Raw genomic sequence first — 24,352 nt, forward strand, 5'->3', positions numbered from 1 at the left:
TGCTAGGTCTAGCAGGTGGGGCCGCTAGACCTAGCGGGAGATCACCGGGTTACGAAGCGGCTCCGCGGCTACGCTCCGCGATGTCTTCGCGGATGATGCCGCGGCGGTTCGCGCCCTTGCCGTCGGCCGTGGTGCCCCACACTTGGACGGTCTTGATGCCGTGCGGCTTGAGCATCGCGGTGAGCTGTTCGACCTCCCACCCGCCGTAGATGTCGGGGCGCAGGTCGGCCAGTCGGGCGATGACGGTTTCGTTCCACACCTTGGCCTCGGACGCGCCGAGCACGGCCAGGATGTCGGCCAGCAGGTCATGGCTCGGCGCGCTCTGTTCGGGCTTCTCGCCGAGGGCGTGACCGGTCAGCACGCCGGCTCCCTTGCGCAGGGCGTGGGCGCGGTCGGCGATGAGCTGGGTGGCCGGGGTGTCGAGGTAGCCGGACTTGACCACCTTGGGCATCGGGGTGGCGCCGACCAGGTAGCCGGTACCGGCGTCGCCGCCCTTGTCCGGCGGGCCGGGGACGAACAGCGTGGCGCGGATGCCGTTCTGATACGACGACGTGCCGAGGATCATGTCGTTTTCGAGCTGGCCGGCCACCCGCAGGCAGAACCGGATGGTGACGTTCGCGCTGATGCCGGTGGGCAGGCTGCGCTTGTCCGGGCGCTGGGTGGCCAGGATCAGCACCACGCCGAGGGCGCGCCCGAGCTTGATGATGAACTCGGCATCCTCACCTGCCTTGGCCCCGTATTCCTCGTGGGCGAACAGGTTCTGGCACTCGTCGAAGATGGCCACCAGCGGGTGCAGGCCCAACGATCGCTTGTCGGCGATCGCTCTGGTGACCTTCTTGTCCGGGCACAGGTCCGGCGGCAGCGCCTTGAGGGCGGCGGCGCGGCGCATGACTTCCTTGCGCAGCAGCGCCAGCGAGTCGGCGGCGTAGGCGATGGCCTCATCTTCGATGCCGGAGACGTAGCGGTGGCAGTTCTGCTCGTGCGGGTCGAGGTCGCCGGTGCCCTTGAGTTCGTGAATCCACAGCTCGGTGGACGGGTCGAGGGCCGCGCCGGAGGCGAGCACGCGCACCGAGGCGGTCTTGCCCTGGCCGGGCTGGGAGCCGATCAGGATGTTCTGTTCGATGATCGGGACGGTGATGGAGCGGCCTCGCGGGTCGGCCCCGAACGGGATGCCCTTGAACACGTCGTGGCTGGCGGCTTTGACCAGCGGAGACTTCACGACGGTGCGAGACAGGTCCTTGTCGCCGACCCACAGGATGAGCCGGCCCTCGTGGATGGTCGAGTCGCCCTCGGGCCAGATGCAGCCCAGCGGGCGGCGCAGCGCGCCGGACATGCGGTCGCGCTTGTCGAGCACGTCGCCGACGGTCACGCCGTGCGGCAGGTCGAGGTCGGCGCGCCAGCCGGGGCCGTCGCGGGTGATCGGGGCGACGAACCGGATGGCGTCCTTGGGGTTCTTCGACATGGCTTGCGTGATGCCGGAGATGCCCAGCGTGGTCAGGGCGCGGATGACGATGTCGCTGGTCAGCTTCTCCACGGTGGAGGCCAGCACGGCGCGTTCGATCAGCGGCCGGTCGGCGGGCTTGCCGAGGATGCCGAGAGCGGCCAGCGCCACCGCGAGGGCGCCCCACTGCACGGCGGCCGGCTGGCCTGCCACGATGAGGGCGGCGATCAGCAGCGTGACCAGCACCACCAGCATGACCGGAACGCGCAGCCGGACGCGGGAGTCACGCTGCCGCGACAGCTTCAGGTACGCCTCGGGGTCGGCCTTGGTCACGGCGGCCACCCGTACCGGCTCGCCTTCCAGGTCGAACGTCCAGCGCACCATGCCGTTGGCCAGCCGGGCGAGGCCGCGCGGGGAACGGATGGCCAGCCGGCCGGCGTACATCGGCGTGCGGGCGAGCTGGTAGCCGGCCACGTGGGCGTAGTGCTTGCCCAGCCAGGTCAGGGTTTGCATCGCCTCGGCGCGCGAGCGCAGCCACAGCGGCACCACGGGGCGGCTGGTGCGCACCTTGGCCTCCAGCTCGGCGCGCCAGTCGCGATCCTGGGCGCCGGGCTGGTCAACCCGGATGACATGGCCTTCCACGGGCGGGCGGCTGCCGGCCGGGGCGGGGGTGGTCGGCTCCGGGTCGTCGGGCCGGTAGGGGTGGCGGCCGGCGCGGGCGGCGTCCAGGTGGACGATGTTCGCGCCCTTGTCGTCGCCGGCCTCGGCAGGCTCGGCGAGCTCGGCGGCGTGCCCGGGGTCGGTGGCCGGGGTGCCGCTCGTGGGCGGTTCGGGCTGCTCGGGCTGGTTGGCGTGGTGGAACGGGTCGTGCGTCATGATGGGTTCACCTCGTGTGCGTTGCAGCGGGCGGGGTGGCAGGGTGCGGCCGGGTCTTGGCGGATGTGGCCGCACCCTGCGCGTTCGGGTGGAGGCTGGCCGGCGTGGTCGTCACGCGGCTTCCTCGGCGAGGGCGTCACGGACGGCGCGGGCGTCGTCCATGCCGCAGCGAAGCGCCCTTTGGAGCTTGTAGGCGCTGGGGTTGGCGGGCAGGGTGCCCGCGGCGATGAGGATCTGTGCGCGTTCGATCAGCGGGGCCACCTCGGCGGCGGTTCGCCTTACCCGATCTCCGGTGTTTGTGCTGTACGTAAGGCCGGTAAGCCCGCCGCCGGCCGTCCCCCCGGTGGGGTCGAGCCGGGCGAAAGCGGCCAGGATGATGGGCAGGGCGGTGACGATGGCCACGGCCACGATCGGCCCCAGCACGTGCAGCACCAACCGCGACAGCGAGAACTCCTCGGCGCTCCACGGCAGGTACGGCCAGGCGTTCATGCCGAGGGTCAGCCCGAGGAACAGCCACTCGACGCGGATCAGCTTGCGATCGTTGAGCGGTTGCCCTTGGGTGCCGAGGTAGGCGCGGGCGCCCACGACAACCAGCAGAGCAATGGACATGAACGGCTCAACCAGCCAGGCGAAGATCCAGCCGGCCGACCATGCCGGCGCGCCCTCGGCGGCGAAGTGCTGAACGCCGGCGGTTGACCAGGCCAGCGCCAACGTCAGCGCGACCATCGCGGCGGCAACCAGCAGCCGCCGCATCCGGGCGGCCTGCCACGCGCGCATCTCGGGGTCTTGGCCAAGCCGGTGCAGGCGGGCGGCCTCGTGGGCCTTCTTGCGGCGCTTGCGCAGCCGGGGCGTGTCCAGCAGAAGCGGCGTGTCGTCGTTCTGGAGCTCGGCCAGGTGGCGGGCCTCGGCGACCTCGGCGCGCAACTGCCGTACCCGCCGGGTCTCCCCCGCGTCGTCCGGCTCGGCCGGCAGCGCGGGCGCGGGCGGCGCCGGTTCGGTCAGGTGTCGTTCGATCTCGGCCAGCGCGCGGGAGATGTCCTCCGGGCTCGGCTCGGGCGTCGGTGTGGCGGTGCTCATGCGGCTTTCCTCCCATCGGCCTGATCGGTGCGGGTGGCGGCGTCCTCGGCGCAGTCGAGGCAGATGCCCAGATGGCGCGGCAGCACGTAGCCGACATCACGCAAGCACTCGGGGCAGGTGCGGCGGGCGGCGTTCGCCTTGCCGAGGGCGGCGCGCTGCCGCGCGGTCGGGGTGCGCTTGGGCAGGGCGAAGCGCACGTCGTAGAGGTAGGCGGCGCGCACGCCGGGTGCGCCGTGGCGACGCGAGCGCCACAGCACTTGGGCCTGTACGCCCTGCCCGCCGGGCCGCAAGCCCTCGGCGGTGAGCTGCCGCAGTGTGAGCAAGTGCGGCGGGGCCATCTTCCACGGGTAGGTGGGGATGCTGTACCGGATACCGGTCGGGTCCCAGAACGCGGCGCGGATGCGCGACATCACGCCACCTCCAACCCGGACAGTCGCTCAGCGGCGCGCGAACGCATGGCCTCGTACAGCTCAGTGATCTGGGCATAGGTGTCGATCTCGGCGGCGGTGTGGCCGGCCCAGATGCCCGCGGTCGGCCGGACGCGCAGGGCGTACAGAAAGCAGAGTTCCAACGCGGGGCAGGAGGCACACACCTCGCGGGCCACGGCCTCACGGGCGGCGCGCTCGGCGCTGGTCTCGGTGAGCGGGCGCGGGCCGGTGTGCAGCTCCGGGTCGTAGGTGCACTCAGGAAGCGGTGGGTCACTCTCGCACAGCCAAGCCACCTCAATCTCGGGCAGCGACAGGCGGGAAGGATGATCGAGCGAATGGGCCATGATGGTGGTACTCCTTCGGGAGTCGGGCGGGGGCGGCTCAGGTCTTGGCGGATTGGGGCCGCCCCCGCGGGGTGAGACGGGTCAATTGCTGACTGCCTTGATGAACTCGGCGAACTGCTGGGCGCCGGTGACGATCGCCTCGAACGCCCACTTGACCGCCGTGGCAGCGCCGGCCGGGTCGGTGAACAGGTAGATGACGAAGCCGATCAGGAACAGCGTCGGCAGGAACCGGCCGACGCTCTTAGCAGGCTGCATCTGCATGGGAAGCTCCCTCGGGGGTGTAGGTGGCCGGCGAAGCAGCCGGAGTGCCCCGGCAGGGAGTCGAACCCTGCCTGCGACCATCGGGGCGGTAGAGCGATCAGCCGAGGAGGACTCGCAGCATGGCCTTATGGGCGCGGAAGACGCGGCCGGCGTAGAAGCTGCCGAGGTGGGCCACCAGGTGGGCGTAGCTGTCAGCGCGGACCCAGACAGCGCGCTTGGCATCGTCTGCACCGACCACGGCGGGCAGGTCGGCGCGGGCCAGGGTGCCGAGATGGAACCGGACGGGCACGGTGACCATCCATGCCTCATCGCTGGCGCGGGGATCGGGCACGTACCGGGCGGGAAGCGGGTGGCGAACCATGCTCGCCAGGTCCAGGCAGGTCTCCTCTTCCAGCTCGCGGAGCGCCGCCGCTTCCGGGTCCTCACCGGGCTCGACGTAGCCGCCGGGCAGTGCCCAGCCGTGCCCGTCTGAGCGTTCGACCATGACCAGCCAGCGGCCGGCCTCGGTATCGGCGGTGACGATGGCATCGGCGGCCAACTGCTCACCCCAGTGGCCCAACTCGTTGCGGCCGTAGCGGATGCCCGTGCTCTCGCAAGGGTTGACGGGCCGACCGTCGATCACCATGAACGGGATCGCGGCGGCGGCCTGGCGGCTGGTCCAGTCGATCTGTGTGGGATCAGTGTGCGGGTCGGCCCAGCCTTCCTGAACACCTTTGTCGAACACGTCAGGGTGCGTGAACGTCACGGCCATGGTCATAGTGGGTTCCTTCGATCGGAGTGTGCGAACCCGGCGCGCATGCCGGCGTGCCCCGGCAGGGAGTCGAACCCTGCCTGCGACCGTCGGGGCGGACAGCTACTTGCCGTTGCGGATGGTGTTGACCTCGCTCAGAAACGCCTCGGCCTGGTCCGGCTCCATGAAGGATGCGAAGTCCTTCAGGTCGGCCTGGCTCAGGTGGTCCGCGTTGGCGAGGGTATGAGCGAAGAAGCTCATGTCGTCTCCTCGAAAAGAGATCGATAGCAGGGCGTTTTCCCTGCTTGGGTCGCCTTTTTCGGTGGGAGGCGGTGGCCCTTTATGCAGTTATCTGAGTGACGTGTGCTCCAGCCCGTTGGCGCGCGGCTTGCGCCGCCTTCCCAGGTCTTCCGGCTGTGCAGGTTGTCCAACCTGCCTAGGCAGGTCGTACAAGCATCATGCTGGCTGGGTTGGCTAGCCATGTCAAGAGACATGCTCAAGTTGCCTAGGAATGTTGACCAGGTAGCGGCTAGGCTGTACGGCATGCAACTTGACCCAGATGACCCGCGTCCGCCGTATCTGCAGGTAGCCCATCAACTGAGGGCCGCAATCCTCACGAGGAAGTTCGCCCCTGGCGACAAGCTTCCGTCTGGTCCTGAGCTGGCTAAGAGCTTCGGCGTTGCCCGCATGACCGTTCAGCAGGCCATCCGCCAGCTCCGTGATGAGGGGCTGGTGGTCACAAGGCAAGGAAGCGGCGTGTTCGTTCGCGAGCGGACCTCGCGCCCCGTCGGCCTCCGTCCGCACGTTGAGCAGGCGTTCAAGCGCGCAGAGGTCTCAATAGAGTTCGCGGGCTTCTCTGGCGAGACACTTCACGGCGCGATCCAAGAGCCACTCGACAACATCCGTGCCGGCAAGCTCGTCCCCGAGAGCATCAGCGTCCGCATCCTAATCCCAGACACGTCTCGCCCGTGGTCACTGCCGTGCCGCGTAGACAACCTCGAAGACGAGCCCCTGTTCCGGAAGCGGGCAGAACGAATCACCTCCCGCCACGCTCAGGCCATCGTGGAGTCTGTACAAGAACTCAAGGATCTCGGCCTTGTCGCGTCAGCCTCAGCCGAGGTGCGCATCTGTGGCGAACCGCCCCGCTTCAAGCTCTACGTGATCAATGGCGAAGAGGCGTTCTTCGGCTTCTATCCGGTCACAAAACACACTGTCGCTCTCGGCGGAGAGCCGCAGGGCATCTATGACCTGATGGGTAAGGATGCGGAGCTGTTCCACTTCGTTCTGAGCGACGGAGAGGACTCCACATCAGGTCAGTTCGTCATACAGTCGCGTGCTTGGTTCGACAGCGTGTGGAACACGGTCGCGCGAGAGTCAGCGTGACGGCGCACGCGGGACCGCTCTCCGTACAGGATGCGATGCGGAAAGCTGAGTGTGTCCTGCTCGACTTCGACGGCCCCATCTGCGACATCTTCGCGGGACTGCCCGCGCCGCGAGTCGCGGCATCACTGTGCAGCCTCCTTGCTGAGCATGATGTCGACATCCCGCCAGAGGTCGAAGCCTTTGACGATCCGCTGGCGGTCTTCCGGTTCAGCTGGCAACTCGGACCAGACATGAGCCGCATCACGCGGGACATGTTGACGAGGCTCGAAGTCGAGGCGGTCCAGACGGCGCGTCCGACCCCGGGGGCCGTCGATCTCATCCGGCAATCGAAACGCCTAGGCAAGGCCGTGGCAGTGGTCAGCAACAACTCGACCATGGCGGTAACGGCCTATCTACAGCGAACTCACCTTGGAGAAGAGATCGACTACGTGTCAGCACGCGTCGAACTAGACCCGAACCTTATGAAGCCGGATCCGCACCTGGTACGTCACGCGCTCGCACGGCTTGCCGCCAAGCCCTCAGCGAGCGTGCTTGTGGGCGACTCCGAAACTGACATGGAGGTGTGTAAATCGACAGGCGTTGTCGCAGTCGGGTACGCCAATCGACCCGGTAAAGCGTCGCGGCTCGAAACAGCCGGAGCCGACCACATCGTGACCAGCATGACAGAGTTGCTCGAAGCCAACTCCACAGAGACATGCTGAGAGGCTGGGGTAAGCCCATCGGCCTCCAGGGTATCGAGACAATAGGAAGGGAAGCTGCACCCGAACCTCCTGGTGAGCATGCAACCGCAGGGTGATACCTCAGTCTTCAACCTCTGCAGTCACGGGCATGATCTCCAGACCGAGGACGTTTTCTCCGAAAAATCAACAAGCGGCTTTGGATGACTCAGCAGCTCCGAACTTTTCCTACAGATCTCGCGACGCACCACGTCGACGGACTGTACATAGTGAATCATGCGCTCCTTATCGTCAAGAATCGCATGCCAGCCATCTCTTACAGCGATCGAATATCCAACGTACCTGACAGTTTTTGTCTCTATCACCTCCAGAGGCATCCACGGCTTACGCGCAACCTCCTTAATGGTCGTATAGCCGTAAGGTACATGATACATATGCGTTATAGAAGCGAAGCCAAACACTGCGACAATAGAGACAAATACTATAGTAGGGACCACATATAATGCATGCTCAATCAACATATTTACCTTGATAACTCGCACCTCTCGGTCCCACGCTCGACTCCTCTCCGTAGAGGTCCCCTCTCCTGAGGTTTCACTATCCTCCGCTTGCTCCAGTTCCTGACGCATCTGCTCCACAACAGAGAACTGCGCCAGCAGCTTTGCACGGAACGGCTTGTAGTGGTCGAGAATTATAACCGCTACAACGAATGCGGCGAATATAAGAGCCGGTCTCACGGATGGCCAAAGGATCACCCTTTCCTCAGAATCGAAGATGAGGCTCCATAGGCTAGTGACCGCATTCCAGCCTCGGCCAAGAGACTCAGGAACGCTCGCATAGGCTGGCACGACCACCGCCATACCGATTAGGGCGGCCAATAAGCTTTTCCACATACGCAGCAGGTAGAGACAAAATGCCATCACTGGAAAGAATGGCGGAATAAGTGGAACCAGCGTTCCAAGCAACGTGCCCGCCACCCCGCCCAACGACGCGATAGCACCGGCCGTCGATGAATCATAGTTCGAGATTATGAGGAGTCGAATTGCCGACCCAAATATCAGGACAATTGGGGAAAGTATAAAAATTCGCAAGGTGTTCGACATCTTGCGACTGGGAAGCTCCCGTTGCACGGTCGTCATACCTTTCCCCTTTCCTCTTGGCAACTCCTGTTGGCGGACTACGGGCCATCCTCGTCTTTGGCTCTGGTCACACTGGAACGCTACGCGGGATCGCTTGGTGGTGTCCCCCTGAAAGCCACGCCTGTGCGGTGGCTCGGCGCCTTTGCATGCGTGCAAATTATCGGATCGACCGAAATACCACTATCGGTCCCGGCTTATCATCCCAACGGTCAGTGGATCCTATGGGATGGCCACGCCGACCTAAATTGTCGTTCGGCTGTGCCATGATCAGCTCATGACATCTAGGGCATGGGGTCTCCTAACGGTCGAGGCGAGCGATCTGCAGTTCGGCGGCAACCTGGGCTACGAAGATGTGCTCGGGGAGAAGTACCTGTGGAACAACACCGTTGCGAACGGCAAAGCCGTCCAGCCAGGGGACTTGGTCCTGCTGCGCGGCAAGAAGCTGGCACTCGGGATCGCATGGGTCGATGAGATCACTACGGGCCCTGGCAAGAAAGTTCAGCAGCGGTGCCCACAGTGCCGTTCAACCGCCATCAAACCACGCAAGAGTGCGAAGTACTCCAGCGTCCCTTTCAGGTGCTCCGAATCTCCCTGTAGAGCATCATTCCGCGATCCGGTTGTGGAGGTCCTCGATGTCACGATCTATGAGGCTGACTATGGGCGCACATGGCGCCCCTTTGATCGGCCCGTTCTCATCAGCAGGATCAAGCCCTTCTTTTTGAACAACTCTGGCCAGCAGTCCATTCGGCCCATGAACCTCGACGGTCTGCGCGCTGAATTAGGCGCAGAGTCGGGTCTAGGGCCAAGCTGGTGGAAAGCTGACGCAGGACTCCGGCCAGCCATCCCTGGTGGCCACAAGCTCATCCTGCAGAAGGCTCGCATTGGACAGCAGGAGTTCCGCCAAGCCCTGCTTGCCCGGTATGGTTCCCGATGCGCTATAAGCGGGCCACAGCCAGAGGAGAGCCTGGAAGCTGCTCACCTCTACCGCTACGCCGACACTCCGCATCATGATCTCGCTGGAGGTCTGCTTCTGAGGCGCGACCTTCACGCCCTCATGGATCGCGGTCTGCTGGCAATCGATCCGGCCACCTGGACGGTCAAAGTCGCGCCACGTCTGCACTCCTATAAGGAGCTTGCAGTACTTCACGGTCAGGCCCTTAGCATCTCCCCTGCCGACCGTCCCAACGTCAGCTACCTTGCGGTGCACCACGACCTTGCGATTGAGACTTGGTAAGTTTATGTACAGTTAGAGCTTACCTCACTCCTGCAACTCCTAGATAAGACAGCTAGCTATTGATGACACCGAGGGAAACGTGACGCTTTTCGAGACGCAAGACGCATCTCCCCCATCTCAAGATGTTGAACTGCTTGCCGTTGAGGCAGAATTGCTCGGCATCAAGGATGGGCGGGATAGATTCGGCCGGGTCCTCCGAGACACTATTGACCAGCTTCTGGACGGCGAACGAACGGGCCGATTTGATCCAGAAAAGCTGTTCAAGACAGAGAAGACTCATGCGGGCACTCTCGTGGAAATCAACCTGCAGCGAGAATTTGAGTTCGCGAACGGCCAGGATATGGATTACCGCATCGCGGGCGTAGATGTGGACTGCAAGTTCTCCAAGGACCTCGGGGGTTGGATGATTCCACCAGAGGCTCTGGATGAAATTTGCCTCCTAGTCTGGGCCGACGACCGCAAGAGCTTGTGGAGTGCCGGCTTGTTCCGCGCTGAGACAAGCAAGCTCACACAGAGCGGCACCAGAACCCGAAAAGGCAACCGAGACAAGAAGCTCCGGCTCAACAAGGAGAATCTCCACCTCGTTCGGTGGCTCTGGCATAACGTCGAGTTAACCGAGAATATCCTTTTACATCTCCCCACAAATATTAGAGACCGCATTTTGGCTTCCAGCTCTGGCCAGGCTCGCATCAATGAGCTATTCCGCCTAGTGCAAGGACGCAGAATTGGCCGAGGAACGGTTCGCACAGTTGCTCGCCAGCTTGACTACATGGCACGCATCCGGGAAGACGGCGGCACTTCCCGTGCCCGCCCCCGGTTACGCCAGGAGGGCATCATTATTCTCGGCGAAGGTCTGGAACATGCAGTAATCGCCAAAGAGCTTGGTGGCCCCGTTCCGCAGAAGGGAGAGTTCGTATCCTTCCGGATCGCACGTGCACAGCCTCACCATGCTGCGAAGCCGTCCACTTACCTTTGGGGAGATCACTGGGTCGTTGCAGACCCTGACGATCCGGTCGAGGAGCTACTTCTGCCGCTGCCGAAACGAGAAGGCGGACGCAAGCGAACATGACGCTTCAGGCCGCGACGGCGCCGCTCTAGATGTAGGTCAGACGGCCGTTCGCCAGGCGTCGGGATGCCTACGCCCAAGCGACCGTAAGGGGCAGGAGAATGGCCCTCAGCCTTGATCGTTCCCCAATGTCTCCCCATCTAGCATCACAGGTGTCGCCCCGGATCAGTTATTGCAGGTGAGAGACATCATGAGGCCGTTGTGTAGTCTGGTCTCATAATCCGTGGGTCGTGGGTTCAAGTCCCACCCGCCCTACTCTTCAATACCGCGTTCGACCTGGGGTTTCTCGGCTTCGCCGGCCTCGGATCTCGTTTTTGATCATGGTTGGTTGCTCGGTGGTTGCTCTTGTGTACGGACCGTGTACTGCGGTAGATCATTTAGACCGCCATCGTCAGCTCAGACCCCAGCGACAGTTACCAGCTCTGGGAGGTTTCCGAACTCCTCACTCATGTCACGTCCCCCCTGCCCGCCGCCTGAGCAGTAGATCCCGCCGCAGCAGCCCCGGCCACGACCCGCTGAGGGCAAGGCGTGGCCCGGGCGGCCAGGCCGAGGACGGTGTCCGGGATTGGGTTCGGGCTGGACGCCAACCACGACACCCAGCCCGGCGGCGTCGCAGAACGACACCTTGGACAGGTCGGCAACGGGCGGACGACGGTGGCGGTGGCGGGGATGGGCCACAGACCTGCCCGGTGCGGCGATCGAGGGCCGTCATGAGGTGCTCCGATCCTGCAGGCGAAGACCGGCCTTCGGGTGCCAGCCGGTGAGCTGGAGCAGGCGTCGCACCTGCGGAGAGGGCGAGCGTAACGTCAGAACCTGGCCGTCGCGCATGCCGGCGGCGGGGGTGACCAACGCGCGCAACCCGCCGACGTCGCAGAACACCAGGCCGCTCAGATCGACGCAGAAGCTGCCACCTCTCGCCATCGAGGCCAGTGCCCTGGTCAGGACAGGCAGGGTGGCGTAGTCGAGCTCGCCTTCGATCCACAGGCCCGTGGAATCGACGAGCGGCGTGATACGCAAGAGCGGATCGGCGACCGTGTCAGGCGTGCGGATGCCGGCTGTGTCCGCGGTGTCCATGCTGACTCCTACGGGCGGGAAGTACGGAATAAGGTGTCCGCGCGTGTGAGGTGGCCATGAACACGTGGTGCGGGAGCCGGCGTGAGTGGAGCAGTCCGGTGCGATGTACTGATCATCCCGTCGGCTCGGCCCGGTGGATAGCGGCAATCTGCCTCACGCTTATCATCAGCCGTGATCACCGGGGGTCGGCGCCCGCGTGGTGACGCGATGGGTTTGACGGCCGCACCGCTCGTGGCGTCTCATGGGGAACCACTGGGGCGCTCTCCCGTTGTCCTCGGCCGGCAGATGGAGCAGGCCGGCCGGCGGCACCGGATCGCACGCGGAGCTCAAAGACGGCAGGGTGACTTGCATTGACCGCTCAACCTGCGCAGCCGCCGGGTCCGAACGACGGCGTGGATCAGGCCCTGGCCGACGTCTTGACGGCGATCGGCACGGCCTCGCTCGCCCTCGCCGTCCAGCGTGCGACGAACATGGCCTGCCATGGTGACCGGCGGCGGCTGGCCGGCTGCCTGGACGCGATGGGGCCCGGCCGGCTCGCCGAGGTGGCCACCGCCGCCCGGTTGCTGGGCGCCGCGGCCGAGCAGGCGCTCGCCAGGAGGAATCCGTAGCGGTCGGCCGGTGCCGGCCCCTTCACGTCTCGCGCGACGATGGGCCGACACAAAAAAGCCCCGTGCCATGACGCGAGAATGTTCTCGCACGCCACAGCACAGGTTGAGCTTTTCGCGATGTTCAGCCGGTGATCAGCTCTTGTCGCGAATCACATCGTAGTCGGAGAACTTGATCGGACCGTCGCACAGTTTGACCATGTGCGCGTTGAACCAGCCGGTTTCCGGCAGCTTGCTGTTACGCTGGGCCTCCTCGTAGGAGGAGAATTCGACGAGGGCCACGTAGTGATCGGGGCGGTCGTGGTGCTTCGCCACGATCTCGCGCTTCACATGGCGCTTTCCTTCGGTCTGCGTCCGCCACTCGTTCATGAGCGACTCGACTTCCGTGGCGCGTTTGGTGCTGAATTCGAGAATCTGTACGAAGCTCATGAGAGCCTCCCCTTTTCCTTGCTTGCATTCCTCATTCAATGCCAACCCGAAATAAATGGCAAGGAAATGTCAAATAAACGTGCGAAATTCGCTCTCGGCATAAGGCGACGGAAGGCCCGCAGCGGGGAATATCCAGACGACTTCATGGTCCGGCGGTTCTCTACGTGACGATCCGCATGATCCGGTGGCGTCTCGTGAAATCGCCCGCAGGCCCGCTATCGCCGCAGCTGATGAGGCTGACTGGGATTGCGCCTTTCCGCCGAGGCGGCTGAGCACGTTGACTGGCAGGCGACCAGCCGGCGCACCTTGCGTCGCTGTCACCGTGAGGGGGTCGTCATGACCCTGGACGCACAAGGAATGGCCGCGACCGACCGCGTAGACATGAACGGTCAGGCCCCGCGCTGCGATCACATCCACCAGCTCCCCCAAGTGCGGTACGGACCGCCCGAATGCAAGAAATGTCTGGCCCTCGACCAGACCTGGACGCGCCTGCTGGTGTGCCTGACCTGCGGCTGGGTGGCCTGTTCCGACGATTCGCAGGGCGGCCACGCCAAGGCCCACTACCAGGAGACCGACCACGCGGTGGCCGCCGCCCTGGCACCGAGGTCGACCTGGCGCTGGTGCTACGTGCACCGGCGGACCGTATAGATGAGAAAAAGGCTGCTTCATGACTGTTTCCGAACGACCGGTGCAACGCCGGCAGGACTACGACGGAACCTCGCCCTTCCCCGGGGCCGGCGAGCACGTGCCAGCCGGGCGGGCGCAGACCACGCTGACCGGGGCGATCGTGATCGCGCCGTTCGCCGCGCTCGGCGCGGTGATCTACCTGGCGTGGGGGCATGGGGTCGCGCTCACCGACCTGCTCCTGGCCGCCGCCTTCTACGTGGTGACCGGTCTGGGGGTGACGGTCGGCTTCCATCGGCTGCTCACCCACGGCTCCTTCACCGCCCGGCCCTGGCTGCGCGTGAGCCTGGCGGTCGCCGGGTCGATGGGCTTCCAGGGCAACGTGATCGACTGGGTGGCGGTGCACCGCCGCCATCACGCCTTCACCGACCGGCCCGGCGATCCCCATTCGCCCTACCGGTACGGAACCAGCCTGCGCGGGCAGCTTCGGGGGCTTGCCCACGCCCACCTGGGCTGGCTGTTCACCGACGACCAGACTCCGGCCGGGCGTTACGCCCCTGACCTGCTGGCCGATCCGGCCATGACCCGCGTGGCCCGCGCCTTCCCCGCGCTGTGCGGGCTGTCGCCGGCGCTGCCGTTCGCAGCGGGCTGGGCGATCACCGGCACCCTGTACGGCGGCCTGACCGCCTTCCTGTGGGCCGGGCTCATCCGGATCGCGCTGCTCCAGCACGTCACCTGGAGTGTCAACTCGCTGTGCCACCTCATCGGCAGCCGGCCCTTCAAGACCCGCGATCACGACCGGGCGAGGAACTTGTGGCCGCTGGCCCTGTTGTCGTTCGGTGAGAGCTGGCACAACGGCCATCACAGCGAGCCGACCTGCGCCCGCCACGGTCTCGACCGCGGCCAGATCGACCCGTCCAGCGGGGTGATCCGCCTGTTCGAACGGTTCGGCTGGGCGAGCAACGTGCACTGGCCCGATCCCGAACGTCTCCGGCGCCGCCGTACCGGCCCGCTCTCACCGGCCGGACACTGACCCCGGATGCCCCCACCGCTCATCAGTTCCTGTGATAACCGGCGCGGCCATTGCTCGTTTCCCCCTCGCAAGCCGGGACAGACACTGAGGCTCCAAGCCGCCTGACCGCGGCGGAGCAGCGAAGGAAGATCACAATGAGTTTACGTTGGGAAATCAGCAACAAGGTCCAGGCCTTCAAAGGCTGGACCAGGCAACGCTTCGGCCGCGTCACCGGCAACCGGCATCAGCAGGCCACAGGCAAGAGGGACCAGGCCGCAGGCAATCTGAAGCAGGCCGGTGACAAGGCCAGGAACGCCTTCAAACGCTGATCCCCGCTTCGACGAACCGCCCGGTGGGTCCCAGGTCCCGGATCGGGATCCCGTCCGGACGCGGGCGAACTCGTCAACGGTCCCATCGTCTCCGCCAGCCTCGCAGGCACGAAGATGGAGGCAGAACCGATGCGCGTCGCATCATTGGTGCTGATCCTGTGGCTGATCGTCGGTGCCGTCGCCGCAGGCCAGCGCAGGTACTACACGGCACCGGTGGAGAACTGCAACCAGGTGGCCACGATCGCGGTGACGATCCTGGCCGGCCCCCTCAACTACCTCGGCATGAACCCGAAGATCGACTGCCAGACGCCTCAGCCCAGCGAGTAGGGCCCGCCTCCAGAAGTTGACATACCCACGAGGAACCTAGAGTGGGAGACCACGGGCGCATCGGCACCGCCTGGGAGAGGAAGGGTGTCGGGCATGGAGTTACGGCAGTTGCGCTATTTCGTGACGCTGGCCGAAGAGCTGCACTTCGGCCGCGCCGCCGCCCGCGAGCACATCGTGCAGTCGGCGCTGAGCCAGCAGGTCCAGCGGCTGGAACGCGAGCTCGGCGTGCGGCTCCTGGACCGCAGCACCCACCACGTCGACCTGACCTCCGCCGGAGCCGCCTTCCTCATCGAAGCCCGCCAGATCCTCCACCATGTCAGCCGGGCCACGCAGGCCGCGCGCAACGCCGCCGCGTCCGCGCCCACGCTGCGCGTCGGCATCATCGACGCCGGCTACGACACCATGCCGCAGATCCTGCGCGCACTCCAGGACAACCGTCCCGGCATCACGATCCACCAGATCGAAGCGGGCACCCCCGAGCAGTACCGGCAACTGGCCGACGGCCGCCTCGACATCGCCATCGGACACGCCTCCCGGACCCCGGCCGACGTGGCCTCCAAACTCGTCAGGCTCGATCCCCTCGGCGTGCTCGTCCCCGACGACCACCGCTTCGCCGACCTTGACGGCGTACCCGTCGCCGCCCTCGCCGACGAGCTGCTCCTGCTCGGCGAGGAATCGCAGACGCCGGAGCTCAACCAGTTCGTCCTCGCGCTGTGCCGCTCGGCCGGGTTCGAGCCCGCTCTCTACGAAGGCACCGTCGAGAGCTCCCGGGCCGCCGCCGACCTCGTACTCCAGCACCGCTGCGTGCACTGCGTCCCCTCCTCCTTCCGCTCCTCCAACCGGCCCGGCACCACTTGGCGGCCCCTGACCGACCCCACCACGTACTACCCCTGGTCCCTGCTGTGGCACGACGCCAACCCCTCCCCGCACATCGCCGACGTCGTTGACACCGCCCGCCACCTGGCCGAACGACTCGACTGGCTCGAACCCGTCGCTCCGGCCACCGAACCGCCGTCCGGCGAAGACGCGCCAGGCCGGAGCGCATCCTGCTCCCCCAGCAGGCCATCGACCTCGGCCTCGCGAACCAAGCCGTACGACGCTGGTACGCGCGCCCCACCGACGCCGCCACCGGGCCGTGAGCTCAAGTGATCGCGGGGGTGCGGTGATCAGCTCCCGCGATGAGCTTTGCTGCGAACGCCCCTGTCCGTCTCCGGACGGGTGGCGTTGACTGGCGGTATCCGGTCACCCGTCCTAAGGCGGGACGCCGGCGATCGGAACGGAGGCGATCATGTCCGCCGAGGCCGTCATGTGGGTGGCTCTCATCGTGGGGGTGATGGTCATGGTTCCGGCCATCGGCTTCTTCTTGCTGCGCAGGCGTCGGGGTCGCCTTCGCGAGCGATTCGGCCCCGGTTACGAGCGCATGGCCGCCGCGGCGGGCGATCGGCGGGCGGCCGAGCGTGAGCTGCGAGCCCGCCGGACGCGATCAGGGCCACTCGACGTACAGCCACTCGATCCCGAGGCGCGCCGCGGCTACGCCGGCCGGTGGGCAGCGGTGCAGGAGCGTTTCGTGAACGAGCCGAGTCCCGCGGTCTGCGAGGCAGATCTGCTGGTGCGGGCCGTCATGGCCAAGCGCGGATACAGCACCGAGGACTTCGCCCAGCAGGTCTCCGACTTGTCGCTGCGCCACAGCCGCACCTTGGTGCGCTACCGTCAAGCCCACGAGATCAGCGGGCGCGCCGGGGACGGGTGGGTGTCGATCCACGAACTGCGGCAGGCCATGACGCACTATCGCGCCTTGTTCGACGACCTCATCGGCGGCGACCAGCGGCCCCTCGGAGCTCGGGCCGCCGCCGCGCTGGCACCCTTGACCCGCCCATCTGGAGCTGTAGGTTCCGCCGGTAAGGTCACGGGCGCCCAACAGGTCGCGAACCGGAACCATGATCGATGAGTCCATGCCGTGGTCGTCGTGCCATGGAAACTCAGGGTAGTGCCCGACCGATGGCGCTGCCTCATCAGGAGAGACGAAGCCGCCTTTTCACCGATGACGGATCCTCTGCCCGGACGCCAAGGTGGACTCCTCGGGCCACTGGCTGTTCTTCATCGCGCTGACCGGGGCAGCCACCACTTCGCTCTGTTTCATCACGCCCGCCGTTCGGCGCCGGCTGCTGTTTCGTACGGGGCTGAAGGAGAAGATCGTGCACCGCGCCAACGAACGGCGGGAAGGTTGCCCTACATGGATTCACCTCAGGAGCGCCTGTCGAGATTGGTGCCCCCGATCCTGGCGAAGATCGCCGCGTGGTGCGCGTGCCTGATCGTCATCGGCATCGTGGCCAACTTCGTCCTCGGCTTCGTGGCGACGATGCGCATCCTCGCCCTGCCGGTGGCGATCGCCCTGCTGCTGACCGCGCTGCTGTTCCCGCTCACCCGACACCTGCGCGCGTCGGGGCTGCGGTCGATCCACGCCACCTGGATCACCATGTTCGTCGCCCTCGCCGTGCTGAGCGGGACGGGCTGGATCATCGGCGTCCGGGCCAACGAGGAGTTCCCCGGCCTGGTGAAACAGGTCAGGCAGACGGCCAAGACGGTGGAGAGCTGGCTCTACACCGGCCCTCTGCACCTGGAGCCCCTCCAGCTCAGCGGCTGGGTGGACGAGATCGCCAAGCTGGTCACCGAACGGCAGCAGCAGATCACCTCGACCGTTCTGGCAGGGACCGTGGTGGTGGTGGAGGTGCTGGCCTCGATCGTGCTCCTGCTGTTCGTGACGTTCTTCCTGCTCAAGGACGGTGACCAGATCTGGTCCTGGTTCCTCAAGGGGGTCGGCCGGATGGCGCCACGGGTCGACCGGGCCGGCCGGACCGCCTGGACCACGCTGTCGCACTACGTGCAAGGCACGGTGGCCGTGGCCGCGGTGCACGGCGTGCTCATGGGCGTGGTGCTGGCCGTCATGGGCGTCCCGCTGTGGGCGGCACTGGCCGTACTGATCTTCCTGGCCAGCTTCGTCCCGATCGTCGGCATCCTCTTCGCCGGCGCGGTCGCGACGCTGGTCACGCTCGGCGCGAAGGGCCCCATCTACGCACTGATCTTCATCGGCATCCTCATCGTCGAGCAACAACTGGAGAACCACGTGCTCCAACCGCTGATCGTCGGCCGGGTGCTGCACTTCCACCCCCTGGCGATCATCATCGTGCTGGCCGTCGGCGGCATCCTGGCCGGGATCGCCGGCGCGGTCGTGGCCGTCCCGATCACCGCCATCCTCTACCGGGCCGTGCCCGAACTCTTCAAGAGCGACCCGATCCCCCTCCCCCCAGGGCCGGCGCCCGGCGAAGGTGCACCAGCGGCCACCAGCAGCCGCGGCGACGAGGCGGTCTGACGCGCCGGCCTCACCGCTGGTCGTGCCGTACAACCCCTCTTCTTCCTGGTGATCGGTCCTGAAGATGGCCCCTTCGCCGTTCGCTTGTTTCCGCCCCTTCCGCGCGGGTGTTGGCTCAGGGTGAGTTCGACCGTAGCCGCCGGCAACCGGCCGGCCCCCTGCTTCGACCGGTCCGGAAGACCGATCCCGCAGACATCGAGGCACCGCCCTAGGGAGAACGGCCATGGGCACACGTCTCCGGCATTCAGGGCTTCTTCAACCTGTCCACCTGGGTCTGCGCCGTCGTCGGCGCGGCAGTGCTGCTGCTCGCCTACAACCTGGTCACCGGCCGGCGCACTGGCCGAGGTTCAGGCCGCTGGGCCGGCCGCCGATGACCCCGTCCAGCCCGCCCCCCGGAGCTCGCGTTCCCGCCACAGAGGAGGTGAGGTACGGCCCTGCGTTCCGGCGGGTGGCCCGTGACCGTCGATCCACATCCCGGCCGCTGCCTCTGCCCGTGCTCACCAGCCGTGTGCGAAAGGCATCGACATCTGCAGGAGGCAGACATGACCATCGTTACCATCCTCTGGGTGGCCGTCGCCGTGGCGGTGATCCTGGCACTGGCCATCGGCTACGTCTTGCTACGCCGCCGCCGGGAAGGGCCGCGCCGGCGCTTCGGCCCCGAATACGAACACGCCCTGAACGAACAGGACAGTCGTGGAGAGGCCGAGCAGGAGCTGCGTGCCCGGGAGAAACGCTTCGCCACCCTCGACATCATCCCGCTCACCCCCGCCTCCCGGCAGACCTACGCGGAGCGCTGGACCCGGCTGCAAGAGCGGTTCGTGGACGTGCCGGGTCCCGCCGTCACCGAGGCCGACCAGCTGGTCACGGCCGCGATGGCCGAACGCGGCTACCCCACCGGGGGCTTCCGGCAGCAGCTGGCGGACCTGTCGGTGGTGCACGGCCGCACCCTTCACCATTACCGGCAAGCCCACCGGATCAGCGGGCGCGCCGCCTCCGGCGACGCCTCCACCGAGGACCTGCGGCAGGCCATGGTGCACTACCGCGTGCTGTTCGAGGAACTCCTCGCCAACGACGACGAGCACCGCCCGCAACCAGCCGCAACCCCCCACGAGCAACCAGCACTCGCCGACGAGCAGGCGAGCCGCTGACCAAGCGACTGGCCGCGTCTGGAGGTCACGATGAGGGTGAGGAGCGGCGTCAAGTCCGCGAGCCGCGAGGCGCCCACTGATGGGTCTGCCTGGTGTGCGGGGACCCAACGCGTGGTGATCGCTTCTGGAGATGGATCCATTCCGAATCGCCTGTGTCTGTACGGCGCCCGTGGGTGTGCTCTGGAGGTGAAAGCGTTCGACCCCGGCCGCGGCGATCACGCAGCGGCCGGAACCCTGCTTCGACCGGTCCGGAAGACCGGTCTCGTGCGGACATCGACGCACCGCCAGAGGAGTGCCGCCATGGGCATCATCGCTTCGATCGTCCTCGGGCCGGTGCCCGCCGTGGCAGACCTGCTGCCCGGCGGATTCGACGTGCGCATCGTGGGCGTCATGCTGATGCTCGGCGGTGTCCTCGCTGTGTCGATTCTCCTGCTCCGCACCCAGTCGCGTTGGAGTGGGTCGACCGTCCGAAGCCGACAGGACGCCATGGACGACCTGGCCGGCCACAATGCCAGGCGGCGCGGCAGTCACGAGCCCGCACCCGACGCCGATCTCCGCCGGACGCCCGGACAATCAGACGCAACGGCCAGGCGGGACGGTTGAACAGGTTTGCCCCTGAGAGGCGAACATGTCCACGATGACCACCATCGTCGCCATCGTGATGGTGGCGACGATGGTCGCAGCCGTCGGCTTCGTCGTGGTGCGGCTGGGCTGGGAACAGATTCGCCGGCACCCCGGTCGCCGAGATCACAGCTCGACGTCGCGCCGGCTCTGGCGGTCCTTGCGGCCGATCAGCTGGTCACAGCCACCCAGGACGAGCGGAAACATCCCAGCAAGACACCTGAGACAGCGGCCGCGACCCTCTGACAAACCCGTCTACGGCCCGGCGATCCCGCCCGGCGCGCCGACGGGGCCGTCCGAGCCGCTGCTCACCCCCGAGCCTGCCGACCGACCGGCCCAGACGGCCACCGGCTCAGGTTCCAGGTCGCCGGCCAAGGCACGCTCATGACCGCACCACCGCGACGGAGTTGCGCGCGCCGTACAAGATCCCGAGGGCGACGGATCCGAGCATCACGGTGCCGATCGCCCCTCTGCCCTGAGAGCCCACGACGACCAGATCCGCCGTGACGGAAGCTCCGATGAGAGCATCGACGGGGTGGGCGCGACGGACATCCTCGATCACCGGAACCTGCGGATATCGCTGCCGCCACCCCTGGAGGATGCCGGCCGCGGTCCGGCTCTGGGTAGCGTGGATCTCGTCCAGGTCATAGGCGTCGTCGGGGATGTGAGCGTGCGCCGGAGGTTGCCACGCGCAGAGCGCGCGCAACGTGCTCGCACGCAGCATCGCCTGCTCGAAGGCGTAGCCGAGGGCGGGTTCGCAGGCGTGATAGTCGTCGAGCCCGACCACGACCTCCCCGTGGACGGTGTCATGGTCGGATCGGACGACGACCACCGGGCCGTGCGCGTGCCCGGCCAGGTGGGTGCTCACCGAGCCCAGCACGGCCCCGGGGAAGCCGCCGAGGCCGGTGCCGCCGATCACGATCTCGGCGCAGTCACCGGCCCGGCTGCGCAACACCGCCGCGGCGGCGCCCTGAAGAAGTTCGCAGCCGACGTCGATGCCGGGCTGTCGCTTGCGCGCCGCCGCCTCGGCGTCGCTCAGCACGCTCTGCGCGCTGAGCATGATGACGTCGTCCTGGCCCGGGGTGGAGAATCTCGCGATCTCGTACGGCGAGCGGTCCACGGCGTGCACGATGCGGAGCCGGGCCGCCATGCGAGCGGCGTCGTCGGCGGCCCACTCGACGGCCGAGGTGGCGGCATCCGAACCGTCGGCGCCCACGACAATGACACGATTCATGGCTACTCCAGATTTGTGCCGGCATTTTTACTGATGACGTGAAGAACGAATGCACTGGACCGGGCCGGCACATTTAGGCGCCGTTGACGGTCGCCACATCAGCGCTTGAACATCCTTTTGGATTTCTCGCTGCGCCGCCCCGGATCATTTCCAGCCCGGTCGGCCATGCCCTTCGACTCCAGATGCTGGTTTCCGGTGGCACGGCCGTAGTAGAGCATGATCCAACTCCGGACGGCCCGCATCCTGGACTTGATCCTCCATGACGGACTCATGGCGCCTCCCTTCTGCTGCTCTCGAACCCGGCACCAGGCTGCTCTTCCTGGCGAGAACAGACAACAGGCAATCACCGGCCCGATTATCACCACAATCGATAACAGCACCTGCCGGCGACATGATGTTTTTCCTTGCCTCGCAAAGCGAGGTAGAATAATAAATGCCGAGGACATTTCGAGCGTTGGCACCCAGGTTGGCGTCGCCCGCGGCGACAGACCACTTCCGGCCCCGTGACGGGGGCCCGACAGGCCAGGCGATCACGATGACGACACCCCTCTTCCCGTCCAGCCCCGTTCTCGCGGCCGAGGCCGCCCCCAGGCTCAGCCTGAACACCGTCCTCGACCGGCGAGGCACCGTCGACGGGGCATGGTGGCCGCGCACCCGTGACGCCGCCGCCGAACTGCCCGCCCTCATCTCCGCCGTCGACCAGCGGCTCGGCAGGGCAGTCCTGCGCGTGGGCCTGCACCTGGACGCCTGGGATCACATCCCGCGCCGCATCCCGGCCCGCGGCCGCCAGGTCAGAGTGGGCTGGTTCCGCAGCGCCGACCCGCACCTGATCACCCTGAGCATCGCCGGAACCGTGCCCATCACCCTGCTGGTCATCCCGCCCGGCACCGCGGACGGCCCAGCCACGGCCGCGCTGGCGTTCGCAGCCGCAGGCACGGCCGGAGTCCGTCCCGCCGACATCCTTCACCCCGCACACCCGGAGGAGGGCTCACCCGGCCGGGACGACTCAGCCTCCTGGGAGAACGAGGGCGGCCGCATCACGGCCTCCGTGCCAGCACGGCCCGTCACCATCTGACACACGCCGAGCCGTCGTTCCCGGTGGACACGGGCCTCCGATGAGACGGGGCACGGCTCGGTCTCTCAGCGCGGATCCGGCGGCGCGCTCATCCCCTCACAAACGAGCAGGTTCGCGTGTCCGGCCGGCTCCTGGCTCACAGCCGGCCCCGCGCCCGCAACAGACCTCTGCCGAAGAGACGTCCGCACCGCCTGGCGCTCCCGAGCAGTGGCCATGCGGCCTCCTCCTACCTGCGACTCCCGGACAAGAAGGGAACTCGACCATGAGCTCGCCAACCCCGTTGGCCATGCAAGCCCCCACTCCCGCGGTCAAGCCGTACCCGACGCGGCTGCACCGCGGTCTCGTCCTGGTGAAGTGGCTCCTGGCCGTCCCGCACCTCCTGATCGTCGGGATCCTGTTCAGCGGCAGCGCCTGGATCGGCTGGCAGGCCGGCGGCGACGCATGGGACTGGGGCGGCGGCGGTCTGGTCGCACTGCTCGTCCTGATCGCCGGGATCGCGCTCACCGTCACCGGCCGCTACCCCCGCCCCTGTTCGACCTCATCCTCGGTCTGAACCGCTGGGGTCTGCGGGTCGCCGGCTACGCGGCGCTCATGACCGACCGATACCCGCCCTTCCGGCTCGATCTCGGCGGCAACGAGCCCGGCGGCGCCGCCGTCTCGAGCAGGCGGCCTTGCGCCTGCCGACAATTCCATCCATGCAGGTCAAGCGGCATGTGAGTACTCATGGAGGACACCGCCAAGCCGGGCTCGTCGGCATATGTTCAAATCAGTGATTCGCTCTGGCCCCGTGATCGGCTCCGGGACGGGACGCAGCGGGGCGGCTTGGGCCAGGGCTTGATGTGCGCGGTGCTGGTTGTAGAACCGTTCGTACTCGCGTAGAGCGTGCCGCAGGTGGCGTTCGTTCCAGACGAGGCAGCGGTCGAGAAGCTCGTGGCGGCAGGACTGCACCCACCGCTCCATGATGGAGTTCATCCGCGGCATCCGAATGCCGGTGAGCACCGTCTTGATGCCGGCCTCGGCGAGGACCTCGTCCATGAGGATCGGCAACTTGCCATCCCGATCTCGGAGCAGAAAGCGCGCTCGGCAGCCTGCATCGTCCAGGTCCATCACTAGATTCCTGATTGCCTGGGTGACCCAGTTCGCGCTCGGGTGAGCGGTGGTGCCGAGCACGCGGACGCGTCTGGTGGCGTGCCCGATGACCGCCAGGACGTACTGGCGTTGCCCGCTGAGGGTGATGGTCTCGATGAAGTCGCAGGCCAGTAGGGCGTCGGCTTGCGAGCGCAGAAAGTCGGTCCACGTGGTGGAAGCCCGTTCGGGTGCCGGGTCGAGGCCTGCCTGTTTGAGGATCTCCCAGACGGTGGACGGCGCGACCTTGATGCCGAGCGTGGTGAGCTCTCCGTGGACCCGCCGATAGCCCCAGCTCGGGTTCTCCCGGACCAGGCGCAGAATGAGGGCGCGGATGGAGGGGACCGTGGGTGGGCGCCCGGGCCGCTTCGGCCGGCAGATACGGGCGTGACGCCGTCTCATCAGATCGCGGTGCCAACGCAGGACAGTGTCCGGCCGGACGAGAAGCCGCAATTGGCGCAGAACCTCGCGGGGCAGCGACGTCAGGAGAGCGGCCAGGAAGGCCCGGTCCTCGGGCGCGAATCGCACTCTGGTGTCGGCGCAGAGTTGGCGTTCAAGGACGGCGATCTGGTGACGCAGGACGAGAATCTCCACATCCTTGTCCCGATCGCTCATGGGGAGCAACCGCAGCGCGGCGAAAGCGTTCGTAACGGTGAGGTAGGCCAGGCGAAGGAGCCACAGCGGATCATCCTGCCGTACGCGCTTCTGTCTCCGGGCCGCCAG

General features: G+C 66.6%; 30 protein-coding genes. 18 read left to right on the forward strand and 12 right to left on the reverse strand.

All coding sequences use genetic code 11. The features are described from left to right. Nucleotides 1-49 precede the first annotated feature (49 nt). The 7 genes from ACIBQ6_RS43890 to ACIBQ6_RS43920 form a co-directional block, all read right to left on the reverse strand. Nucleotides 50-2,317, reverse strand: coding sequence for a cell division protein FtsK (locus tag ACIBQ6_RS43890; protein WP_397218770.1), 2,268 nt, complete (start codon nucleotides 2,315-2,317; stop codon nucleotides 50-52). A 111-nt stretch (nucleotides 2,318-2,428) separates the two neighbouring features. Next, complete coding sequence (locus ACIBQ6_RS43895) at nucleotides 2,429-3,394, reverse strand: hypothetical protein (protein ID WP_397218771.1); 966 nt, start codon at nucleotides 3,392-3,394, stop codon at nucleotides 2,429-2,431. After that, on the reverse strand, nucleotides 3,391-3,804 hold the full coding sequence (locus tag ACIBQ6_RS43900) for an RRQRL motif-containing zinc-binding protein (RefSeq protein WP_397218772.1): 414 nt from the start codon (nucleotides 3,802-3,804) through the stop codon (nucleotides 3,391-3,393). Before ACIBQ6_RS43900 ends, ACIBQ6_RS43895 begins: the two co-directional genes overlap by 4 nt. Next, entirely contained in the window at nucleotides 3,804-4,166 is a 363-nt protein-coding gene (locus tag ACIBQ6_RS43905; RefSeq protein ID WP_397218773.1) for a WhiB family transcriptional regulator, read from the reverse strand. The genes ACIBQ6_RS43900 and ACIBQ6_RS43905 overlap by 1 nt, the downstream gene beginning before the upstream one ends. A gap of 81 nt (nucleotides 4,167-4,247) precedes the next feature. Further along, nucleotides 4,248-4,427 (reverse strand): hypothetical protein, encoded by a 180-nt coding sequence (locus tag ACIBQ6_RS43910; protein WP_397218774.1) that lies wholly within the window; start codon nucleotides 4,425-4,427, stop codon nucleotides 4,248-4,250. A 97-nt stretch (nucleotides 4,428-4,524) separates the two neighbouring features. Continuing rightward, nucleotides 4,525-5,184, reverse strand: a complete 660-nt coding sequence (locus ACIBQ6_RS43915) for an NUDIX domain-containing protein (protein ID WP_397218775.1) — start codon at nucleotides 5,182-5,184, stop codon at nucleotides 4,525-4,527. A 96-nt stretch (nucleotides 5,185-5,280) separates the two neighbouring features. Next, nucleotides 5,281-5,418, reverse strand: a complete 138-nt coding sequence (locus tag ACIBQ6_RS43920) for a hypothetical protein (RefSeq protein WP_397218776.1) — start codon at nucleotides 5,416-5,418, stop codon at nucleotides 5,281-5,283. Nucleotides 5,419-5,649: 231 nt separating this feature from the next. Between ACIBQ6_RS43920 and ACIBQ6_RS43925 the strand changes: the two genes are divergently transcribed. Together ACIBQ6_RS43925 and ACIBQ6_RS43930 are read left to right on the forward strand one after the other, a co-directional pair. Next, nucleotides 5,650-6,540, forward strand: a complete 891-nt coding sequence (locus ACIBQ6_RS43925; protein WP_397218777.1) for a GntR family transcriptional regulator — start codon at nucleotides 5,650-5,652, stop codon at nucleotides 6,538-6,540. Next, nucleotides 6,537-7,241, forward strand: coding sequence for an HAD family hydrolase (locus ACIBQ6_RS43930; RefSeq protein ID WP_397218778.1), 705 nt, complete (start codon nucleotides 6,537-6,539; stop codon nucleotides 7,239-7,241). The genes ACIBQ6_RS43925 and ACIBQ6_RS43930 overlap by 4 nt, the downstream gene beginning before the upstream one ends. A gap of 119 nt (nucleotides 7,242-7,360) precedes the next feature. On the opposite strand, the gene ACIBQ6_RS43935 is transcribed toward ACIBQ6_RS43930, so the two are convergent. Continuing rightward, nucleotides 7,361-8,356, reverse strand: coding sequence for a hypothetical protein (locus ACIBQ6_RS43935; RefSeq protein WP_397218779.1), 996 nt, complete (start codon nucleotides 8,354-8,356; stop codon nucleotides 7,361-7,363). 274 nt (nucleotides 8,357-8,630) lie between these two features. Between ACIBQ6_RS43935 and ACIBQ6_RS43940 the strand changes: the two genes are divergently transcribed. Further along, nucleotides 8,631-9,590: an HNH endonuclease gene (locus ACIBQ6_RS43940; RefSeq protein WP_397218780.1), complete on the forward strand. Its 960-nt coding sequence runs from the start codon at nucleotides 8,631-8,633 to the stop codon at nucleotides 9,588-9,590. Between the two features lie 79 nt (nucleotides 9,591-9,669). Next, a complete protein-coding gene (locus ACIBQ6_RS43945) occupies nucleotides 9,670-10,659 on the forward strand; it encodes a NaeI family type II restriction endonuclease (protein WP_397218781.1) in 990 nt (329 codons plus the stop codon). A gap of 705 nt (nucleotides 10,660-11,364) precedes the next feature. Here the strand turns inward: ACIBQ6_RS43945 and ACIBQ6_RS43950 are convergent. Beyond that, nucleotides 11,365-11,730 carry an STAS domain-containing protein gene (locus tag ACIBQ6_RS43950; protein ID WP_397218782.1) on the reverse strand — a complete coding sequence of 122 codons (366 nt, stop codon included), beginning with the start codon at nucleotides 11,728-11,730 and terminating at the stop codon, nucleotides 11,365-11,367. 350 nt (nucleotides 11,731-12,080) lie between these two features. On the opposite strand from ACIBQ6_RS43950, the gene ACIBQ6_RS43955 reads away from it, so the two are divergent. Further along, complete coding sequence (locus ACIBQ6_RS43955) at nucleotides 12,081-12,338, forward strand: hypothetical protein (RefSeq protein ID WP_397218783.1); 258 nt, start codon at nucleotides 12,081-12,083, stop codon at nucleotides 12,336-12,338. A 132-nt stretch (nucleotides 12,339-12,470) separates the two neighbouring features. Here ACIBQ6_RS43955 and ACIBQ6_RS43960 read toward each other — a convergent pair whose 3' ends face one another. Next, nucleotides 12,471-12,764 (reverse strand): hypothetical protein, encoded by a 294-nt coding sequence (locus ACIBQ6_RS43960; protein ID WP_397218784.1) that lies wholly within the window; start codon nucleotides 12,762-12,764, stop codon nucleotides 12,471-12,473. 336 nt (nucleotides 12,765-13,100) lie between these two features. On the opposite strand from ACIBQ6_RS43960, the gene ACIBQ6_RS43965 reads away from it, so the two are divergent. The 11 genes from ACIBQ6_RS43965 to ACIBQ6_RS44015 all read left to right on the forward strand — a co-directional run bounded on the left by ACIBQ6_RS43965 (nucleotide 13,101) and on the right by ACIBQ6_RS44015 (nucleotide 20,583). Continuing rightward, nucleotides 13,101-13,412: a UBP-type zinc finger domain-containing protein gene (locus ACIBQ6_RS43965; protein WP_397218785.1), complete on the forward strand. Its 312-nt coding sequence runs from the start codon at nucleotides 13,101-13,103 to the stop codon at nucleotides 13,410-13,412. 19 nt (nucleotides 13,413-13,431) lie between these two features. Beyond that, nucleotides 13,432-14,421 (forward strand): acyl-CoA desaturase, encoded by a 990-nt coding sequence (locus ACIBQ6_RS43970; protein ID WP_397218786.1) that lies wholly within the window; start codon nucleotides 13,432-13,434, stop codon nucleotides 14,419-14,421. Between the two features lie 134 nt (nucleotides 14,422-14,555). Further along, complete coding sequence (locus ACIBQ6_RS43975) at nucleotides 14,556-14,729, forward strand: CsbD family protein (protein WP_397218787.1); 174 nt, start codon at nucleotides 14,556-14,558, stop codon at nucleotides 14,727-14,729. A gap of 129 nt (nucleotides 14,730-14,858) precedes the next feature. Next, a complete protein-coding gene (locus tag ACIBQ6_RS43980) occupies nucleotides 14,859-15,056 on the forward strand; it encodes a hypothetical protein (protein ID WP_397218788.1) in 198 nt (65 codons plus the stop codon). A 93-nt stretch (nucleotides 15,057-15,149) separates the two neighbouring features. Further along, nucleotides 15,150-16,205 carry a LysR family transcriptional regulator gene (locus ACIBQ6_RS43985; RefSeq protein ID WP_397218790.1) on the forward strand — a complete coding sequence of 352 codons (1,056 nt, stop codon included), beginning with the start codon at nucleotides 15,150-15,152 and terminating at the stop codon, nucleotides 16,203-16,205. Between the two features lie 139 nt (nucleotides 16,206-16,344). Beyond that, the gene (locus tag ACIBQ6_RS43990) at nucleotides 16,345-17,004 is read left to right on the forward strand and encodes a hypothetical protein (protein WP_397218791.1); all 660 of its coding nucleotides are present in this window, start codon (nucleotides 16,345-16,347) and stop codon (nucleotides 17,002-17,004) included. 121 nt (nucleotides 17,005-17,125) lie between these two features. Then, on the forward strand, nucleotides 17,126-17,368 hold the full coding sequence (locus ACIBQ6_RS43995; RefSeq protein WP_397170926.1) for a DUF6328 family protein: 243 nt from the start codon (nucleotides 17,126-17,128) through the stop codon (nucleotides 17,366-17,368). Next, on the forward strand, nucleotides 17,290-18,426 hold the full coding sequence (locus ACIBQ6_RS44000) for an AI-2E family transporter (RefSeq protein WP_397218792.1): 1,137 nt from the start codon (nucleotides 17,290-17,292) through the stop codon (nucleotides 18,424-18,426). The genes ACIBQ6_RS43995 and ACIBQ6_RS44000 overlap by 79 nt, the downstream gene beginning before the upstream one ends. 542 nt (nucleotides 18,427-18,968) lie before the next feature. Next, nucleotides 18,969-19,574 (forward strand): hypothetical protein, encoded by a 606-nt coding sequence (locus ACIBQ6_RS44005; RefSeq protein WP_397218793.1) that lies wholly within the window; start codon nucleotides 18,969-18,971, stop codon nucleotides 19,572-19,574. A 300-nt stretch (nucleotides 19,575-19,874) separates the two neighbouring features. Further along, the gene (locus ACIBQ6_RS44010) at nucleotides 19,875-20,177 is read left to right on the forward strand and encodes a hypothetical protein (protein WP_397218794.1); all 303 of its coding nucleotides are present in this window, start codon (nucleotides 19,875-19,877) and stop codon (nucleotides 20,175-20,177) included. A gap of 34 nt (nucleotides 20,178-20,211) precedes the next feature. After that, the gene (locus ACIBQ6_RS44015; protein ID WP_397218795.1) at nucleotides 20,212-20,583 is read left to right on the forward strand and encodes a hypothetical protein; all 372 of its coding nucleotides are present in this window, start codon (nucleotides 20,212-20,214) and stop codon (nucleotides 20,581-20,583) included. On the opposite strand, the gene ACIBQ6_RS44020 is transcribed toward ACIBQ6_RS44015, so the two are convergent. Further along, the gene (locus ACIBQ6_RS44020) at nucleotides 20,578-21,429 is read right to left on the reverse strand and encodes a universal stress protein (RefSeq protein ID WP_397218796.1); all 852 of its coding nucleotides are present in this window, start codon (nucleotides 21,427-21,429) and stop codon (nucleotides 20,578-20,580) included. The genes ACIBQ6_RS44015 and ACIBQ6_RS44020 overlap by 6 nt on opposite strands. Nucleotides 21,430-21,964: 535 nt before the next feature. Here ACIBQ6_RS44020 and ACIBQ6_RS44025 point away from each other — a divergent pair. Both ACIBQ6_RS44025 and ACIBQ6_RS44030 read left to right on the forward strand, forming a co-directional pair. Continuing rightward, complete coding sequence (locus tag ACIBQ6_RS44025) at nucleotides 21,965-22,504, forward strand: DUF5994 family protein (protein ID WP_397170915.1); 540 nt, start codon at nucleotides 21,965-21,967, stop codon at nucleotides 22,502-22,504. A 262-nt stretch (nucleotides 22,505-22,766) separates the two neighbouring features. After that, the gene (locus ACIBQ6_RS44030) at nucleotides 22,767-23,057 is read left to right on the forward strand and encodes a hypothetical protein (protein WP_397218797.1); all 291 of its coding nucleotides are present in this window, start codon (nucleotides 22,767-22,769) and stop codon (nucleotides 23,055-23,057) included. Between the two features lie 149 nt (nucleotides 23,058-23,206). Here ACIBQ6_RS44030 and ACIBQ6_RS44035 read toward each other — a convergent pair whose 3' ends face one another. Continuing rightward, nucleotides 23,207-24,244 (reverse strand): helix-turn-helix domain-containing protein, encoded by a 1,038-nt coding sequence (locus ACIBQ6_RS44035; RefSeq protein ID WP_397218799.1) that lies wholly within the window; start codon nucleotides 24,242-24,244, stop codon nucleotides 23,207-23,209. Between the last annotated feature and the right edge of the window lie 108 nt (nucleotides 24,245-24,352).

It is taken from the genome of Nonomuraea sp. NPDC049655, from assembly GCF_044465465.1.
Taxonomy (GTDB): Bacteria; Actinomycetota; Actinomycetes; order Streptosporangiales; family Streptosporangiaceae; genus Nonomuraea.